Source organism: Calditrichia bacterium, from assembly GCA_020634975.1.
Classification (GTDB): Bacteria; Calditrichota; Calditrichia; order RBG-13-44-9; family J075; genus JACKAQ01.
Genome location: JACKAQ010000001.1, coordinates 223,757 through 240,072, shown reverse-complemented (window position 1 = coordinate 240,072; position 16,316 = coordinate 223,757). Strand labels below are relative to the sequence as shown.

General features: G+C 44.9%; 15 protein-coding genes. 4 read left to right on the top strand and 11 right to left on the bottom strand.

What is annotated here, in order from left to right; genetic code table 11:
• The first annotated feature begins 142 nt into the window (after positions 1-142).
• From H6629_00985 to H6629_00975, 3 genes are read left to right on the top strand one after another with little or no spacing between them, the layout of a single operon-like run.
• A complete protein-coding gene (locus H6629_00985; protein ID MCB9066371.1) occupies positions 143-1,666 on the top strand; it encodes a choice-of-anchor B family protein in 1,524 nt (507 codons plus the stop codon).
• A 13-nt stretch (positions 1,667-1,679) separates the two neighbouring features.
• Complete coding sequence (locus H6629_00980; protein ID MCB9066370.1) at positions 1,680-1,826, top strand: hypothetical protein; 147 nt, start codon at positions 1,680-1,682, stop codon at positions 1,824-1,826.
• Positions 1,823-2,317 (top strand): T9SS type A sorting domain-containing protein, encoded by a 495-nt coding sequence (locus tag H6629_00975; GenBank protein ID MCB9066369.1) that lies wholly within the window; start codon positions 1,823-1,825, stop codon positions 2,315-2,317. The genes H6629_00980 and H6629_00975 overlap by 4 nt, the downstream gene beginning before the upstream one ends.
• Positions 2,318-2,405: 88 nt before the next feature.
• On the opposite strand, the gene H6629_00970 is transcribed toward H6629_00975, so the two are convergent.
• The 9 genes from H6629_00970 to H6629_00930 form a co-directional block, all read right to left on the bottom strand.
• Positions 2,406-2,948 carry a response regulator gene (locus tag H6629_00970; GenBank protein MCB9066368.1) on the bottom strand — a complete coding sequence of 181 codons (543 nt, stop codon included), beginning with the start codon at positions 2,946-2,948 and terminating at the stop codon, positions 2,406-2,408.
• A 65-nt stretch (positions 2,949-3,013) separates the two neighbouring features.
• Positions 3,014-3,469: a FixH family protein gene (locus tag H6629_00965; GenBank protein ID MCB9066367.1), complete on the bottom strand. Its 456-nt coding sequence runs from the start codon at positions 3,467-3,469 to the stop codon at positions 3,014-3,016.
• Positions 3,470-3,525: 56 nt separating this feature from the next.
• Positions 3,526-4,974 carry a cytochrome c oxidase accessory protein CcoG gene (gene ccoG, locus H6629_00960; protein ID MCB9066366.1) on the bottom strand — a complete coding sequence of 483 codons (1,449 nt, stop codon included), beginning with the start codon at positions 4,972-4,974 and terminating at the stop codon, positions 3,526-3,528.
• A gap of 146 nt (positions 4,975-5,120) precedes the next feature.
• Complete coding sequence (locus H6629_00955) at positions 5,121-5,693, bottom strand: c-type cytochrome (protein MCB9066365.1); 573 nt, start codon at positions 5,691-5,693, stop codon at positions 5,121-5,123.
• Complete coding sequence (locus H6629_00950; protein ID MCB9066364.1) at positions 5,686-5,883, bottom strand: CcoQ/FixQ family Cbb3-type cytochrome c oxidase assembly chaperone; 198 nt, start codon at positions 5,881-5,883, stop codon at positions 5,686-5,688. The genes H6629_00955 and H6629_00950 overlap by 8 nt, the downstream gene beginning before the upstream one ends.
• Before the next feature lie 111 nt (positions 5,884-5,994).
• Positions 5,995-8,136, bottom strand: a complete 2,142-nt coding sequence (gene ccoN, locus H6629_00945) for a cytochrome-c oxidase, cbb3-type subunit I (protein ID MCB9066363.1) — start codon at positions 8,134-8,136, stop codon at positions 5,995-5,997.
• The gene (ccoS, locus tag H6629_00940; protein MCB9066362.1) at positions 8,136-8,387 is read right to left on the bottom strand and encodes a cbb3-type cytochrome oxidase assembly protein CcoS; all 252 of its coding nucleotides are present in this window, start codon (positions 8,385-8,387) and stop codon (positions 8,136-8,138) included. The genes ccoN and ccoS overlap by 1 nt, the downstream gene beginning before the upstream one ends.
• A 29-nt stretch (positions 8,388-8,416) precedes the next feature.
• Positions 8,417-10,876: a heavy metal translocating P-type ATPase metal-binding domain-containing protein gene (locus H6629_00935; protein ID MCB9066361.1), complete on the bottom strand. Its 2,460-nt coding sequence runs from the start codon at positions 10,874-10,876 to the stop codon at positions 8,417-8,419.
• Entirely contained in the window at positions 10,867-11,589 is a 723-nt protein-coding gene (locus tag H6629_00930; protein MCB9066360.1) for a sulfite exporter TauE/SafE family protein, read from the bottom strand. Before H6629_00930 ends, H6629_00935 begins: the two co-directional genes overlap by 10 nt.
• A 541-nt stretch (positions 11,590-12,130) precedes the next feature.
• Between H6629_00930 and H6629_00925 the strand changes: the two genes are divergently transcribed.
• Positions 12,131-14,116 carry a CBS domain-containing protein gene (locus H6629_00925; GenBank protein ID MCB9066359.1) on the top strand — a complete coding sequence of 662 codons (1,986 nt, stop codon included), beginning with the start codon at positions 12,131-12,133 and terminating at the stop codon, positions 14,114-14,116.
• Positions 14,117-14,156: 40 nt separating this feature from the next.
• Here the strand turns inward: H6629_00925 and H6629_00920 are convergent, their stop codons facing one another.
• Together H6629_00920 and H6629_00915 are read right to left on the bottom strand one after the other, a co-directional pair.
• Positions 14,157-15,473 carry a tetratricopeptide repeat protein gene (locus H6629_00920; GenBank protein MCB9066358.1) on the bottom strand — a complete coding sequence of 439 codons (1,317 nt, stop codon included), beginning with the start codon at positions 15,471-15,473 and terminating at the stop codon, positions 14,157-14,159.
• Between the two features lie 102 nt (positions 15,474-15,575).
• Positions 15,576-16,205, bottom strand: a complete 630-nt coding sequence (locus H6629_00915) for a YceI family protein (GenBank protein ID MCB9066357.1) — start codon at positions 16,203-16,205, stop codon at positions 15,576-15,578.
• Positions 16,206-16,316 lie beyond the last annotated feature (111 nt).

Sequence of the window (16,316 nt, the reverse complement as noted above, 5' to 3'; positions counted from 1 at the left end):
TTTTGACCAAGCTGTTCCTCCCAAAATATCCACAAAAAAAATCATTTGATAAACCTGAATCATTTGTTAAATATGATTCTGACTCATTCGCTCTACTGTAACTGTTATTTTGTATCAATTTAAAAATTTCCGGGGATTTTTCATGAAAAGAGTATCGAAAAGCGTTGTGAGAACGCTGATTTTTTTTGCCACTGTGTTTATCGGAAGTGCATTTGCGCAAGGCAGTCCAAATGTGCCGCTGCTCAAACAATTGAACAGCTACGCCGGCACCGGTTACAACGATTGTTGGGGATATATTGATGCACAGGGGCGCGAATATGCACTGTTGGGTGTCAGAAGCGGCACCAGCATTGTTGATATCACGGATGCCGCCAATGCTGCAGAAGTGGCGTTTATCGGCAGCGCTTTTTCAACCTGGAAGGATATCAAAACTTACCAGCACTATGCCTACACGATGACAGAAGCTAATAAAATATTGCAAATTATAGATTTATCGAACCTGCCGACATCCGCAACTTTGGTGAATTCGTTTACGCTGAACACCTCCGGAAATCCACACAACATCTATATTGATACGGATGCTGCAATTCTTTATGTATCCGATGATTTCCGGTTTAACACCTCCGTTCATGTGTACAGTTTGGCCGATCCGCTAAATCCGGTTGCGCTAACCCAATTTGGCCCGGACAGCCACGATATGTATGCAAAAAACGGCGTGCTGTATATCGCTGAAGGCAGCCAACCGAGCATTGGTATTTATGATGTGACCAATCCTGCCAGCCCATCGCTGATCCACCGGATCACAATTCCATCTGCCGGATATGTGCACAATGTGTGGCCAACGGAAGATCAGAATTTTGTGATGTCCACCGAGGAAACAGTTGGCAAAACCGTGAAATTTTGGGATATTTCAACGCCCACAAATCCAATATTAAGAGATACTTACCTTGCGCCGAACCAGTTGGCACACAACACGCATATCAAAGGAAATTACGCCTATATTTCTCATTACGAATCTGGATTGAGAATTGTTGATATTTCTGATCCGGACAACATTTTTGAAGCCGGATTTTACGACACACCTGATGCATGGGGTGCATATCCGTTTTTTCCATCCGGAAAAGTGCTCATTTCCGATATCTCTGCCGGATTATACATCGTTTATTTTGAAGGCTCTGTTGAACAATCCAGTTTCACCGCAAACATCCGCGAAGGCTGGAATATGATCGGACTACCATTTCACGCTTCCGATAGCTCCGTTTCAACTCTTTTTCCCAACCATATTCCCGGAACGTTGTTTTCGTTTGATGGAAATTACCAAACCGAATCCGAATTGACACCGGGCGTTGGATATTGGTTGAAATTTCCGACTGCCGAAGCGGTTTCTATCGCCGGGGATGCGATTGAAACGTTGAGTATCTCGCTAAACGAAGGCTGGAATATGATTAGCGGAATTTCTTGCGATGTATCGTTGAGCAATGTCAGTGATCCCGGCAACATCATCATTCCCGGAACGCTATATGAATTCGACGGCTCGTATCAACTGACCGACACGATCGGGGAGGGAGCGGTCACTGGATTCGCGCATCGGGTGCCGGAACGATTGAGCTTTCCTGCGCATCCGGCGATTTGCCGAAAATCGTTGCCGACCCAAATGCCGAATTAGCCGGATTGCAAAAATGACCTTTTCTGAAATTGGCGGCGTCCATTCGCAGGAATTGTTTTTGGTGAAAATCTTCCTGAAACAGCAGATATCCGCAGCTATTCTTTACCACCGCAATTTGTTGATAATAATGGATTTGACGTCCGTTTCACCGGTGATATGAGAATCGCCGCCGGCGAAAATGCCGAAATTACCGTAACGAGCAAACGCGCTGTTTCTGTACAAATTTCCGATTGGCAAATGGATGGCGTTGTTGTTCAAATTAACCGCAATGGCGAGCAAATTCAGGAATTACCGCTACAAAACGGACAGCAGTTGCAACTTGGTGCCGGCGTCAGCCAATTACGGATTTTCAAAAATTCAACGGCCGTGCCCAACCAATTTGAGGTGTTCCAAAATTACCCGAATCCGTTCAATCCGGTAACGGAAATCCGTTATCAACTGCCGGAACGCTCAACGGTGGAAATTGCTATTTACAACGCGTTGGGTCAAAAAATCAAAACGCTGTTATCGCAAACGCAAGAAGCCGGAAGCCATCGAATTGTGTGGGATGCGACAAATAATAGTGGTGAGGTTGTTTCCAGCGGAATCTATTTTTACCGCGTTTCCGCAGGTTCGGTAAGCGAAATGAAACGAATGGTGTTGTTACGCTAAGCTGTGAACGCAAATTTTTTCAAAAAAAAACACTCTGTCAAATGCCAGAGTGTTTTTTTTTGAATCAAATGGATGGTCTGATATCAAATCAGTGTCCAATTATGTTTTCGATAGCTCGCAACAAATCGTCATCGTTGACCGGTTTATCCAGAAAAAAATCACAACCTTTCTGTTTCAACTGTAATTTCATACTGCGATTTCCGTGATTGGACATAACCATCACCGGAATTTGCAAGCCCAATTGTTTTATACGTTCAATCAGCTCGATACCGCTGAGACGTGGCATTCGGATGTCGGTTATCAGCAAATCCACCTGAATGTTATTTTTCTGATAATCGAGTAATTTAGCCAAACCTTTTTGCCCATCTGCAGCGGTTGAAACACGGTAGTTCGCTGCTTCCAAAATAAATTCGATCGTGTTTAGCAAATTTGGTTCGTCATCGACCAACAATATATGCTTTTGGGTAACAGCAATCGCCCCTAATTCCTCGGTAGCGGTCATCAGAAACGATGCAGATCGAAATTTTGGCGATACAACCGTGTTTTCATAACCAAATTCTTCAGTTAGCGTAGTTATGCTTGCTGAAGATATTAGTTGATCTGGTTGATCTGTTGAATATGATTTCTTCAATGAAATTTCCACCACTCATACGATAAAACATTTTACAGCATGCTTACAAATTTAAAAAATACGATCTATTGAATTACCAGAACTTCTTCCGTGTAAAAACTGGTTTTATTCACATTCCAGGATAGTCTGACACGCCACAATCCTTTGTCAAAATCGGCGAGGCTTAGCAGTTGTTGACCCCCATCATCAACTGCCAGGGCAATCCGCCGGTCTTTTCGCGAGTCAGATGGGCGGAAAAAATAAACCTCTCCGTCCACAATTGAATTATCGGCCAAATTAGGGATCAGGATGTTCAATGATTGTTGCTGTAAATCATATTGCATCGTCATGTCATTTTTAACTTCGGATGCACGTTGCGATTCGTCGATCTGCTGCTGGTAATTCAGGCTGTTTTCGTAATAATTTTCACTTACCAGATTTACCGGTACCGTTTTCGAAAAAATCACAAATCCAATAAGACCCGCAACAAACAAAATCAATGTTACGCTGATGCCTATCGGCCAATATAAATCCTTGTTCATTCTATATTTATCCTGTCTTAAGTTCAACCTGATTCAACAATTAATTAAAGGTGTCATCATTTTTCCGGACCAAAGAAAGCTGTTTTTACAACCTCCAGCTCCTGCCCGTCTGCAATTACAGAAATTTCGATGGGCGTTTTTTGATGCAAAATTTGTTCTTTGGGAATCCGGACAAAAAATGCGGATTCACCGAATCCTTCGTTTGGCACGTTGAGTTTATCGCCACTGACCATAAAAATAGATCCGGCAATGTTGTTCAATTTCAACGTGATTACTTTTTCATCCGCTGTTTTGTTGACCACTTTAATATTGTACAGGTTTTGATATTGGCCATCCGGCGTTTCCTGGAATAATGTTCCGGGTGTGCGCAAGATAGACGTTTCCACAGGAACCCGGTTTGTGAGCAAATAACCGGTTAAGCTCAACAGAATTGTCAGGATGAGGGTATAACCGACGATTCGCGGTGTCAGTTTTAATTTCTGACCTTCGACAATGCCGTTGTATGATGAATAGCGAATCAAACCGCGCGGTTTTTCCACTTTATCCATAATTTCGTCGCAAGCGTCGATGCAGGCGGTGCAGTTGACGCATTCCAACTGCGTACCGTTGCGGATGTCGATACCCGTCGGGCAAACCTGAACGCACATTGTGCAATCGATGCAATCGCCCAGATTCGCTTCCGTAACATTACGGCGACGTTTGCCACGTGGCTCACCGCGATTAAAATCATATGAAACGACGATTGAATTTTGATCCAGCAAAACGCCTTGCAGGCGGCCGTACGGGCATACCATTACGCAGGCTTGCTCCCGAAACCAGGAAAATACCCAAAAGAAAACAGTGGAGAAGAAAATCATCGCAGTTAATCCTGCCAAATGCTGGCTCGGTGGATCGGTAATAATTTTAAATAACTCATCCACGCCAATAATATAGGCCAGGAAAGTGTTGCCGATAAGGAATGAGAGCGCATAAAAGATGCTGAGCTTTGTTCCTTTTTTCCAGATTTTTTCCCAATTCCAGGGTGCTTTGTTCAGTTTGCGTTGCTGGTTTGAATCACCTTCGATAAAATATTCGATTTTGCGGAAAACCATCTCCAGAAAAATGGTTTGCGGGCAAGCCCAGCCGCAAAATAACCTGCCAAACACAACCGTAAACAAGATAACAAATACGATAAATGTCAGCAGGGAAAGGGCGAACAGGTGAAAATCCTGCGGCCAGAATTTCACACCGAAAATGATAAATTTACGTTCCAGAATATTGAACAGCAACAGCGGCTGTCCACCAATTTTGATAAACGGTGCACCAAACAGAAATGCGAGCAGCACCCAGCTTACATAAGTGCGTGCTTTGTAGAAATTTCCGGAAGGTTTTTTGGGATAAACCCAAATTCGTTTACCCTCGTCATCAACAGTCGCAACGTGATCCCGATATTTTTCGGAATCTTTTTGCGGCTTTCCGTTGTCGTCCGGTTGTTGTTGCTGTTGTAATTCTTTTATAACGTCCATTTTATTAACCGTTCTTTATACTGCCGATACCTCAGAGGTTTGTTTATCAACAGCACACCGGCTGGTATCGTCACCGGTGTGCGATTGAAATTTCCCCAAATAAAACCCACCTCTGTGGAATAGTTTGGTTTTTTTACAACTCGACCTCAGCTGCCGGAATATTTTTCACCTTGCGGTTCTTTTCCGTTTGGCGGATTTGTGCCTTGCAAAGTGGTAAGGTAGCTGGCAACCTGCTGAATTTGGGTTGGTGATAAAATCGGTTTCCAGGAGATCATTCCTTTTGCCGGTACACCGACCACAATTGTGTTCACAATATCGCTGAAAGCACCGCCGTGAATCCAATATTCATCCGTCATGTTGGGTCCTACACCACCTTCGCCGTTTGCGCCGTGGCAGGCCATACAGTTGGTCATGAAGATTTCTTTACCGGCTGCGAGATTTTCGCTGTCCGTTAACACCGTCATCTCTTGAGGCGATTGTGCCTGATTTTCTGCATTGTTTTTCGCGAGCATTGTTTCTGCTGCCTGCATTTCTTTCTGATATTCGGCAGCTTGCAAATCACCGATATCAAGTACGTGAAAATAAAGCAGATACGCGAATCCAAATACAATGGTGAAATAGAACATGTACAACCACCATGGTGGCAAATCGTTATCCAATTCCTGAATGCCATCATAATCGTGGTCTAGAAGTTCATCTTTTATTTTTTTTCTAGCCATTGGATAAATCTCCGTTTTTAAAATGTTCATCCCCATCTTCCAACGGAATGTTGGCCATGTGGTCTACTTCTTCTTTTTTTAACCTGAATGCCCAAATCAGCACTCCAACGAAAAAAACAAAGAAAATAACCAGCCCGATAACCGGCCAAATTTCCACACCGTTGATGTTTTCCAAAATTGCTTTATACATTAGTACCTCTATTCGGCTGTTACTGAGGTGATGCGTTAAGGCGCCAACAACCCCCACAGTTGCCCCCAATGCGCCTTAGCGCTCACACTCAATATATGCCTCTAATTTCACTTATTTTGTCTCCACTCGGGCAGTCCGTTCCATTTTGATATCGGTACCCAATCGTTGCAGATAGCCAATCAGCGCGACAATTTCTTTATCTTTTTCAACTGTAATGCCGTTTTGGCTTAAACCGTCTGCAATTTGCTGGGCTTGCGTATCGTAATCTTTTAGCGCGAACTGATCGTAACCATCCGGATACGGTACACCGAGCGTTGTCATTGCGGAAATTTTGCCGGGTGTCATTTCTTTATTAACATCTTGTTCGCTTAACCACGGGTAACGCGGCATGATCGATCCCGGCGACATGGAACGCGGATCCATCATGTGGTTGTAATGCCATGCATCCGGGTATTTTTGACCGACACGGTGCAAATCCGGTCCGAGGCGTTTGGATCCCCATTGGAATGGGTGATCGTAAACAAATTCGCCCGGTTTGGAGTATTCGCCGTAGCGTTCTGTTTCGCTGCGGAATGGACGAACTTGCTGTGAGTGGCATGTGTAACAGCCTTCGCGGATGTAAATATCGCGTCCCTCTAATTCCAGCGGCGTATAAGGTTTAACGCTGGCAATGGTCGGGATGTTCGATTCTACCAAAGCTGTCGGGATGAACTCGACGGCACCGCCAATCGCAACGGCAATGACAGCAAGTACTGAAAACTGAATCGGACGGCTTTCCAGAAAACGGTGTCCGTAAACGTTTTTGCCATGATCAACATATGGTCCAGCTTCCAATGCGGGTGCGGAATCTGCTTCGTCCGCTAACAAATTGCCGGCCATTGCTGTTTTCATCAGGTTATACACACCAACGATGGTTCCACCGAGGAATAACACGCCGCCAAAGGCGCGTAACATATACATCGGGATAAGCTGGAGCACCGTTTCCAAAAAGATCGGGTATTGCAAATAGCCATCGGCATTAAATTGTTTCCACATCAAGCCCTGGGTAATGCCTGCCCAATACATCGGGATTGCGTAAAATAAAATCCCCAAAGTGCCAATCCAGAAATGGAAGTTGGCCAATTTGATAGAATGCAATTTTGTTCTGAAAATTTTTGGGAAAATCCAGTAAAGCACACCAAAGGTAAGGAAACCGTTCCAGCCAAGTGCGCCAATATGAACGTGGGCAATTGTCCAGTCTGTGAAGTGCGAAAGCGCGTTTACGCTTTTGATGGAAAGCATTGGGCCTTCAAATGTTGCCATACCATATGCGGTTACCGCAACAACCATAAATTTCAGAATTGGGTCCTGGCGAACCCGGTCCCATGCGCCGCGCAACGTTAACAGACCGTTCAGCATACCGCCCCAAGATGGCGCGATTAGCATCAACGAGAAAACCATACCGAGCGATTGTGCCCAGTCCGGTAATGCGTTATACAACAAGTGGTGCGGGCCAGCCCAAATGTAAATAAAAATCAACGCCCAAAAGTGGATGATTGACAACCGGTAGGAATAAACCGGGCGGTTAGCGGCTTTGGGCAGGAAGTAATACATCAAACCCAGATACGGTGTGGTTAAAAAGAATGCCACAGCATTGTGACCATACCACCACTGGATCAGTGCATCCTGCACACCTGCGAATACAGAATAACTTTTGAATAAACTGACCGGAATTGCCAGCGAGTTAACAACGTGAAGCATCGCAACGGTAAAAAATGTGGCGATGTAAAACCAAATGGCAACATACATATGCCGTTCACGGCGTTTGATAATGGTTGCCATCATGTTGACACCGAAAATAATCCAGACGACTGCGATCAAAATGTCAATCGGCCATTCCAGTTCGGCATATTCTTTGGATGTGGTGATTCCTAACGGCAAGGTTACTGCCGCCAAAACGATGATAATTTGCCAGCCCCAGAAGTGCAATTTGCCTAAAAGATCACTAAACATTCGTGCTTTGCACAGGCGCTGTAAAGAGTAATAAACCCCCATAAAAATGCCGTTACCGACAAATGCAAAAATTACGGCATTGGTGTGGAGCGGACGGATACGCCCGAAAGTGGTGAACTGCAATCCCAGGTTGGCTTCTGGCCAAAAAACCTGAAGTGCTGCAATCACACCGACGAGCATTCCCACGACTCCCCAAAGCATCGTTGCGTATGCAAAATTACGCACGATCTTGTTGTCGTAGTAAAAATTCTCTACGGCCATTAAACATTCCTCCGTTTTTGTGTTAAAAACCTGCTGTCAGATGTAAAGTGCGATGATGTATATTGATGTATGTTGAGTTTCCCGCTATTAGATTTCTTCTGATCGTTTGACGGTTGATCATCCAATAAAATGCGCATGGATGGCGTATAGCGGTCATCAAACTGACCCGTTTTTACAGCCCACAAAAACGCCAGCAAAAAGCCACCGGCAAAAACAACACATGCAACGATTAATAAAATGATTACACCCATTTGATTATAACCTCTGTTTTATCAATGGTTTATTGCCATAATCCGTAACGGCGTCCCAACAATCCGGTGGCACCGCTGGCAATCGCGATGACCGAAATTGAGCTGATGGGCATCAGGATTGCGCATATCAGCGGCGAGAGCGTTCCGGAAACTGCAAAGGATAATCCGACGATATTGTACAACAGTGAAAGCAGCAAATTGAACCGGATGACATTCATCCCGGTTCGCGAAAAACGCATGAAATCGCCCAGCCGTTCGAAAGCATTCGCGTTTAAAATGGCATCACACGCAGGGGAAAAACTGTTGAGATCTTCCGAAATCGAAATGCCGACATCGCTTTGTTTCAATGCACCGGCGTCGTTTAAGCCATCGCCGATCATCAGCACTTTTGCGCCGGAATGTTGCAGACTGCTGATGTATTCCAGCTTTTGCTGAGGCGACTGGCTGAACCGCAATTCAGCGGTTTCGCCGAAAAATTGTTGCAGGTTTTCGCGTTCGCGATCGTTATCGCCGGAAATCAACGACAGCCGGAAAGTTGCGCTCAATCTATCGATTAAATCGCGCAATCCGGTGCGATAGCTGTTGGATATGTTGAAATATCCTTTAACCTGTCCGTCAATCGACACAAACACCTGCGACGCATTGTCCCGCTGAGCCTCAATATTGCCCCCAATAAACACCTTTGAACCCACTTTTAATTCATGGCCATTTACCGTACCGGTTATCCCCAGACCTGGTTTTTCCAGGTACCCCTCTACGGAACCGGTTGCGGTTGCCTGAATTGAGTGGAAGATGTTGAAGCTCAGCGGATGCGTCGAATGTTTAACCAACGATTTTACTAAATTTTGATTCTCATTGCTCAAATCCGGACGACCGTTCAGCGAAACGAACTGCACATCGGCGCTGCGCGGCTGGGTAATGGTTCCGGTTTTATCGAAAACGATGCTGTTGATTTTGGCGAGATTTTCCACCACCTGCGTATTTTTCAAATAAAATTGGTTCCGTCCGAAAATGCGCAGCACGTTGCCCAGCGTGAATGGCGTGGAAAGCGCCAACGCACACGGGCAGGCGATGATCAGCACAGCGGTAAATGCGTTCAGCGCAAGTGTCACATCTGTTTGCAGCCAGAAAATTCCGGCGATGGTGGCAATGCTCAAAATCGCGATGGTAAAATATTTGCTGATGCTGTTTACAAAGGAATTCATATTGTGTGCATCCGGATTGCCAAATGCGTCGTTATTCCACAATTGCGTGAGATAGCTTTGGGAGACATCTTTCACAACTTCCATTTCGATGGCGCTGCCAACCTGCCGTCCGCCTGCGTAAACCAGATCGCCGGAGTGTTTGGCAACCGGTTCGGCTTCGCCGGTAACAAAGCTGTAATCGATCATGCCGTCGCCGTTGATCAGCACGCTGTCCGCCGGAATCAATTCCTGATGGCGAACCACCACGCGATCGCCGACTTCCAGCTTTTCCAGCGGAATGCTGGTTTCGCTGTTACCGGTTTTGCGGGTAATGGCGATGGGAAAAAATGATTTGTAATCGCGTTCGAAAGATAGATTGTCATACGTTTTTTGCTGGAATATTTTACCGATGAGCAGCAAAAATACCAGTCCTGCAAATGAGTCCATGTATCCGGCGCTGTTGTACCACAAAATTTCGATCAGGCTGCGACCGAACATCGCCAAAATGCCCAGCGAAAGCGGCACATCAATATTAATGGCGCGGTGGCGCAAGCTGGCATATGCGGATTTCAGATAATCGATCGCGCTGTAAAACAGCACCGGCAGCGACAGCAAAATGTTCATCACGCCAAAAAACCGGCGAAAACCCGGAGTAATCGTATCGCCGATGGCCAGATATTCCGGAAAACTGAGCAACATAATGTTGCCAAAGCAAAATCCGGCAACGCCTATTTTAATGTATAAACTGCGGTTGGTGCGCTGTTGCGATTGCTGATTGCCAACGCCATCCAGATTAATGAGCGGCTCATAACCCAGTGATGCCAATAGTTCCACCGTTTGCCGCAACGAAATTTCTGTGTGGCGAAACGTTACCGATAGTTCCTTCCGCAAAAAATCAACTTTGGACTGGCTGAACGCCGGATTGATTTTGTAGAGATTTTCCAACAGCCACAAACAGGAACTGCAGCGAATGGCCGGAATGTAAAATGTTACTTTCGTAAGGCGATCATCCCGGAAGTCGGTCAGTTTCTGCTGAATAGCTTCATCATCCAGATACGCGAAACGTTCGGGCATTTCCACTGCTTTTGGGCGTGCACCGGGATTTTCGTTCAAATCGTAATATTGGCAAAGGTCGTTTTCGTTCAAAATTTCGTACACCATTTTGCAACCATTGCAGCAAAAAGCTTTTTCGTCCAGATGAACCGTTTCATCTGCACATGGCAAACCGCAGTGGTAGCAGGCAACGTCTGTCGTTACCGGTGATTTTTCGGGCGCTTCGACCAAACCGGAATCCTTTAGTGGCATTGAATTTCTTGAGTTACGGGCTTGTTAAACGCTGTGGAAGCGTTGTTAAATCCCTTATAAGTGGTAATAATTCCCAACACAATCACCAAAACTGTGGCAAATTTAAACACCTTGCTGCGGAAATTTGCGGAAACAGCCGTTGCGCTCAACCCAACGGCAATTAGTGCCGGGAATGTTCCCAAACCAAAAAACAACATCGTTGCCATGCCGCTGAGTATGCCGCCGGAAGCCGCAGCTTTTGCGCCGGCAGCATACACCAGACCGCATGGAATGAACCCCATAACAAACCCTAAACCTAACATCCTACCGGTTCGTAACTGGCGTAACGAACGGCCGATTAATCGCTTAAACAGGTCGTACCCCGGAAAGCTGGAAGAATATTTGGATGGCACCCAACCACCCATATCGAGACCGATCAAAATCATCAAAACACCGGCAACGGCTTGCAAAACCCCCTGATATGCATGCAATCCGCCAATGACATTCAACGTTTCGCCGACCAATCCGAATAGCCCCCCCAGCAAACTGTATGTAAACACTCTGCCGGTATTATACAGAAAGTGCGGCGTTAACCGATGAAATAAACTGGTAGAATAGCGTTCCCCGGTTTGTAATTGAATGGTGTATGCTGTAACAAATCCCCCGCACATTCCAATACAATGTCCGAAGCTGCTAAAAAATCCGATGGTAAAAATGATCCAGTATTCAGTCACGAAATTCTTCCTTAATCAAATGTTCGCTATAATAGCAAAGCGTTTGCCAATTAAATTTCATTTCGCGTAAGCCATATAAAAATATGCACTTACAGAATAGGATAATTGGAGGTTGTTTGATATCGCTCTGCCACACAATTGGAGCGATTTAAACGAAATGGATTAAATTTTTACTTAACTATTTGAAAAATCGGAATTTATGGATTCTGTGCATCGCGTGGCTGCTAACGATTTTGTGGCACCCTTTTTTTGTGTAAATATCAAGCCGGGAGTAAAACTTGCGGATCAAAATAAAAAATACATCTGCCGATAAAGCTATATCGTTAACGCGAAAAAATGCTTAACTTTTATACACGGCGAGCACTGTAACAAAAAGTTAAACCCAAAACAGCTGATTTGACTTTTAAACGATGCTGCCGTAATATGCAGCATGATTTTCGAATTGACTGACAACCGACGATTTCTACCAGCACGTTACAAATAATTGCGAAATTTGTTCTTTTAGAATATTGAATACAATTCTGAATCCAAGGGGTTGCCAATGGGTAAGTTGAATGTAAAAGAAGCTGTTCAATCGCTGGAGTTGCAGGCGTTTATGCGATCGCTATTGGAAGATCTGCGTACGCTGGATGAGATGATCAAATCCGGAGCGATTGAAAGCGATATTACCCGAATCGGTGCAGAACAGGAATTGTGCATGATCGATGAATTCTGGCGTCCGGCACCGGTCATCGAAAGTGTATTGCCGCGCATTCGCGACCCGCATTTCACAACTGAACTTGCCAAATTTAATCTGGAATTTAACCTCGATCCCATGGAATTTAACGGAGATTGTTTGAGCAAATTGGAAACTGAAATACACGCCGCTCTCGCAAAAGCATGCAAAGCTGTCCGGATGATGCGCGGTGATGTCATCCTTTGCGGCATTCTGCCAACCATCCGGAATATGGATTTGGAACTGGATAACATGACACCAATACCCCGTTATAAAGCGCTGTTCAACAGCCTGCGCCGTATGCGCGGCGGCCCGTTCGAGTATCATATTTTGGGCAAAGATGAGCTGATTTTCAAACAGGATTATCCGTCGTTCGAATTTTGCAACACCTCATTTCAAATCCATTATCAGGTGAGCCCCGCGCAATTTATCGATACTTATAATTTTTCGAAACTGATCACCGCGCCGGTGCTCGCGGTAGCCACAAATTCGCCGCTGCTTTTTGGAAAGCGGCTGTGGCACGAAACCCGCATCGCGCTGTTCCAGCAAGCCATCGATACGCGAAATATGTCGCATCATTTGCGCAAAGGACGCTCGCGGGTGTCCTTTTCCGATCAGTGGGTGCGCAATTCCATTCTGGAAATTTTTCAGGATGACGTATCGCGATTCCGTTTGCTGCTGTACGCAGATGTAGAGGAAAAATCCTGGGATATCTTCAAAAATGGCGAAATACCGGAACTTACGGCATTGCGTATTTTTAACGGAACGATTTATCGATGGAACAGAGCCTGTTACGGCATTCTGGATGGCAAGCCACATTTGCGCATCGAAAACCGCGTACTGCCCGCAGGTCCGACCGTTGTGGACGAAGTGGCCAACGCTGCATTCTGGTTTGGGTTGATGCACGGAATGCCGGACGAATATCGCAATTTGCCCAATAAAATTGAATTTGATCTGGCTGTTGAAAATTTTACAAATGCCGCACGAAACGGGCTCGATGCCAGCTTTTACTGGATCAACGATACCCGTTACACGGCGCAGGATCTGGTGTTGAAAGAGTTGCTGCCAATCGCCAAAAACGGATTGAAACGTGCCAATATCGATGCGGTGGATAGCGAAAAATACCTCTCGATTATTCAGGAAAGAGTGGAATCGGGAAACACCGGCTCCCGCTGGATGCTGCGTTCATTTACCAATTTGAAAGAAAAAGGCTACGGCGATGAATCGCTGGTTGCGCTGACAGCCGGCATCGTAAAACGCCAAAAAACCAACACGCCAGTGCACAAATGGGATCTGGCAACCATCGATGAAGCAGGCAGTTGGATCAATAAATTTGGGCGGGTTGAACAAATTATGGCGAACGATTTGTTTACCGTTCAACAAACGGATTTGGTGGATTTGGTGACCAGCATCATGGATTGGAAAGATGTGCGACACATTCCCGTGGAGGGCGACAACGGGGAGTTGGTCGGGTTGATTACCTCGCGGAGCATTATTCATCATTATGTATGTGCCAACGAAGGGCGAAAAAATGCAGCTATCTGTGCCGGCGATATTATGATTCGCAATCCGATTACCGCATCACCGGAGATGTTTACCGTCGATGCGGTTTTGATGATGCAAAAACACGAAATCGGCTGTTTGCCGGTTGTAAAATCCGGGCGATTGGTTGGCATTGTTACGGAATATGATTTTATGAAAATTTCTGCACAGTTGCTGGATGAACTGTATGGCAAAATTGATGTGCCTCAAAATAATAAACCGCCGTCTAAATACAGGATCAAGAACAGCGGTTCATTAATGAGGAGGTAATGTATGTTCAAAAAAAGCTAAATCAAATAAATAGTGACAGTTACATGTTTGGATTAATCCATGCATAACACCCATCTTTTAGCGTGTCGCGATTTCCTTGCATGTGTTTATCTGCTTTTGTGCGAATAAACGGCGCCAGTTGATTGTAACGGTTCTGTGCAGAAGAGGCAACGTTACGATCTTTTGATGCAGCTTTGCGATACTCTTCGCGAGCCATTTCAAATACCAGTTTGTCGTCGTAGCTGTAGCCATCTTTTTCGCGTTTGTTGGAGCAATTCATAACCGCATTTTCATAAATTTCACCCATCACCATATAAGCCAATCCATAACCGGCATCTTTATTAATTGCCCGTCGGATATACGAACGTGCCACCGAAAATTCGTTCAATCTTCCGTAAACAGAAGCTAACGCACATAATGTATTGAGTCGATCCGGGTCGATAGTGATGATTTTTTTGTAAACGTTGATCGCATTGGAAAGCTGGTCTTTCGATTCATAAACGCGCCCGATGTAGCTAAATGCTTCCACATTTTCCGGTTCCTGAACCAGCACCGCGTTAAATGCGCGAAGCGCTTTGTCGTATTGCCCGGATTCAAATGCAATCATGCCGTACTGGCGAGCGTTCAGCACATTGGTCGTATCTTTTAGAAATGCTTCTTCACGGGCTTTCAGCGGGTCCATCCCAAAAAAGTCCATCATTCGTGCCAGCGTTGTTGCTGCTTCCACATTTTCCGGATCGTATTCGATCACTTTCCGTTGTGCGTCGATGGCGCGTTCATCTTCAAGCTGTAAGTACAATTGAGACAACACCATATAGTAATTTTTTAACGCATCTGGGTTTTGGGTTTCATCAGAAACCAACGCTTCGTAATGCAAAATGGCGCATTTAATATTCCCTTTGTTCTTTTGCAAGTATCCGGCGTGATAATGCAGCGACGGATAATCCGGATACAATTTCAACCCGCGATATGTTGCCAGCATCGCGCTATCCGGCTGATTCAGGTTCAGGTAACAATCTACAATTTTGCCGTAAACTACTTTAAAAGCACCGGTTTTGTCGTTAACCACAACTTTCCAGAAATAGGGGAGGGCTTTTGAATAGTTATCTTCGGATTTGCCGTACTGTGCTTTTTTGTAATATTCGCGACCGTAATCGTACCAAATTCGAATTTGATCCATTGTAACAGAATCATCGGCGTAAGCATCGTAAGGTGTGGTCATGTTTTCCGGTTCACATGCCACGTCTTCGGTTTCATCCAGTCCTTCTTCCTGAGCAGAAATGGGCTGAAAAGTTGCAGCCAGCATAAAAAGTAATGCAGTGAAAGCGGCTGTTTTCAGTGCGGTGAAAATATTCACGATTAACTCCATTTTTTTAAAACACACGATATTTTTTTATTGCCAACAAACAAAATGGGATTGCGGCGGCGCTGTCATCCGGACAAAATAAGCCAGCGTCAATTACGATTTGGCAAAGCTCACAAAATTTGCCTGCATTTTAAGCTTGATATATTGGGAAACCCGAAACCGGCCGTTTTCGAAAATGTCGCTCCATTTCATCCCGAAATCAAACCTGTCAACCAAACCGGTTGCGGTAAATGATACATAATTCGAAATATCGTTGGATACGGTTGTTAGCAATACTTCCAGCTCAACTTCGCGGGTTTCGCCGCGCATGGTTAACTCGCCTGTCATCTTGTATTTGCTGTCATCCATTTTTGTGAACGATTTGCTGTGAAAAGTGATCATCGGGAATTTTTCAACAAAGAAAAAGTTCTCCGATTTCAAATCCATATCGCGAATGACGTTGTCCGTATCAATACTTTTGGCGGCTATTTGGGCAACGAATTTGCTATTTTCAAAATTGTTCTCCCCCGGAACAAATTGAATTTCAAATTCTTCAAAAAATCCCTGCGTCACACCAACCGTCGGATAGCCTTTTTCCTCATCATAATCATCACTCAATACCACAATATGTTCAGCTTCAAATCCCACACTTGAGTGCGCTTTATCCATTATCCAGCCTTTTTGGGCCATCATCAAGCCATTGCAAATCAATAATGTCACGAGAATGTTTTTGAGCATTTTCATGATTGACCTCCACAATAATCTATTAAATTTTTCTCTTTTAAAACGCTTCTTTTATACAACTAAAGTAACAAATAACAAATTGCTTGCCAGAAATTAAGTATTGATACAAAC

Bases quoted from the DNA above. Each gene is read 5' to 3' on its own strand.
- H6629_00925 (MCB9066359.1), top strand. From the start codon at position 12,131: ATGGGTAAGTTGAATGTAAAAGAAGCTGTTCAATCGCTGGAGTTGCAG.
- H6629_00950 (MCB9066364.1), bottom strand. From the start codon at position 5,883: ATGTATAAAGCAATTTTGGAAAACATCAACGGTGTGGAAATTTGGCCG.
- ccoG (MCB9066366.1), bottom strand. From the start codon at position 4,974: ATGGACGTTATAAAAGAATTACAACAGCAACAACAACCGGACGACAAC.
- H6629_00985 (MCB9066371.1), top strand. From the start codon at position 143: ATGAAAAGAGTATCGAAAAGCGTTGTGAGAACGCTGATTTTTTTTGCC.
- H6629_00965 (MCB9066367.1), bottom strand. From the start codon at position 3,469: ATGAACAAGGATTTATATTGGCCGATAGGCATCAGCGTAACATTGATT.
- H6629_00980 (MCB9066370.1), top strand. From the start codon at position 1,680: ATGACCTTTTCTGAAATTGGCGGCGTCCATTCGCAGGAATTGTTTTTG.
- H6629_00955 (MCB9066365.1), bottom strand. From the start codon at position 5,693: ATGGCTAGAAAAAAAATAAAAGATGAACTTCTAGACCACGATTATGAT.
- ccoS (MCB9066362.1), bottom strand. From the start codon at position 8,387: ATGGGTGTAATCATTTTATTAATCGTTGCATGTGTTGTTTTTGCCGGT.
- H6629_00975 (MCB9066369.1), top strand. From the start codon at position 1,823: ATGAGAATCGCCGCCGGCGAAAATGCCGAAATTACCGTAACGAGCAAA.
- ccoN (MCB9066363.1), bottom strand. From the start codon at position 8,136: ATGGCCGTAGAGAATTTTTACTACGACAACAAGATCGTGCGTAATTTT.
- H6629_00915 (MCB9066357.1), bottom strand. From the start codon at position 16,205: ATGAAAATGCTCAAAAACATTCTCGTGACATTATTGATTTGCAATGGC.
- H6629_00935 (MCB9066361.1), bottom strand. From the start codon at position 10,876: ATGCCACTAAAGGATTCCGGTTTGGTCGAAGCGCCCGAAAAATCACCG.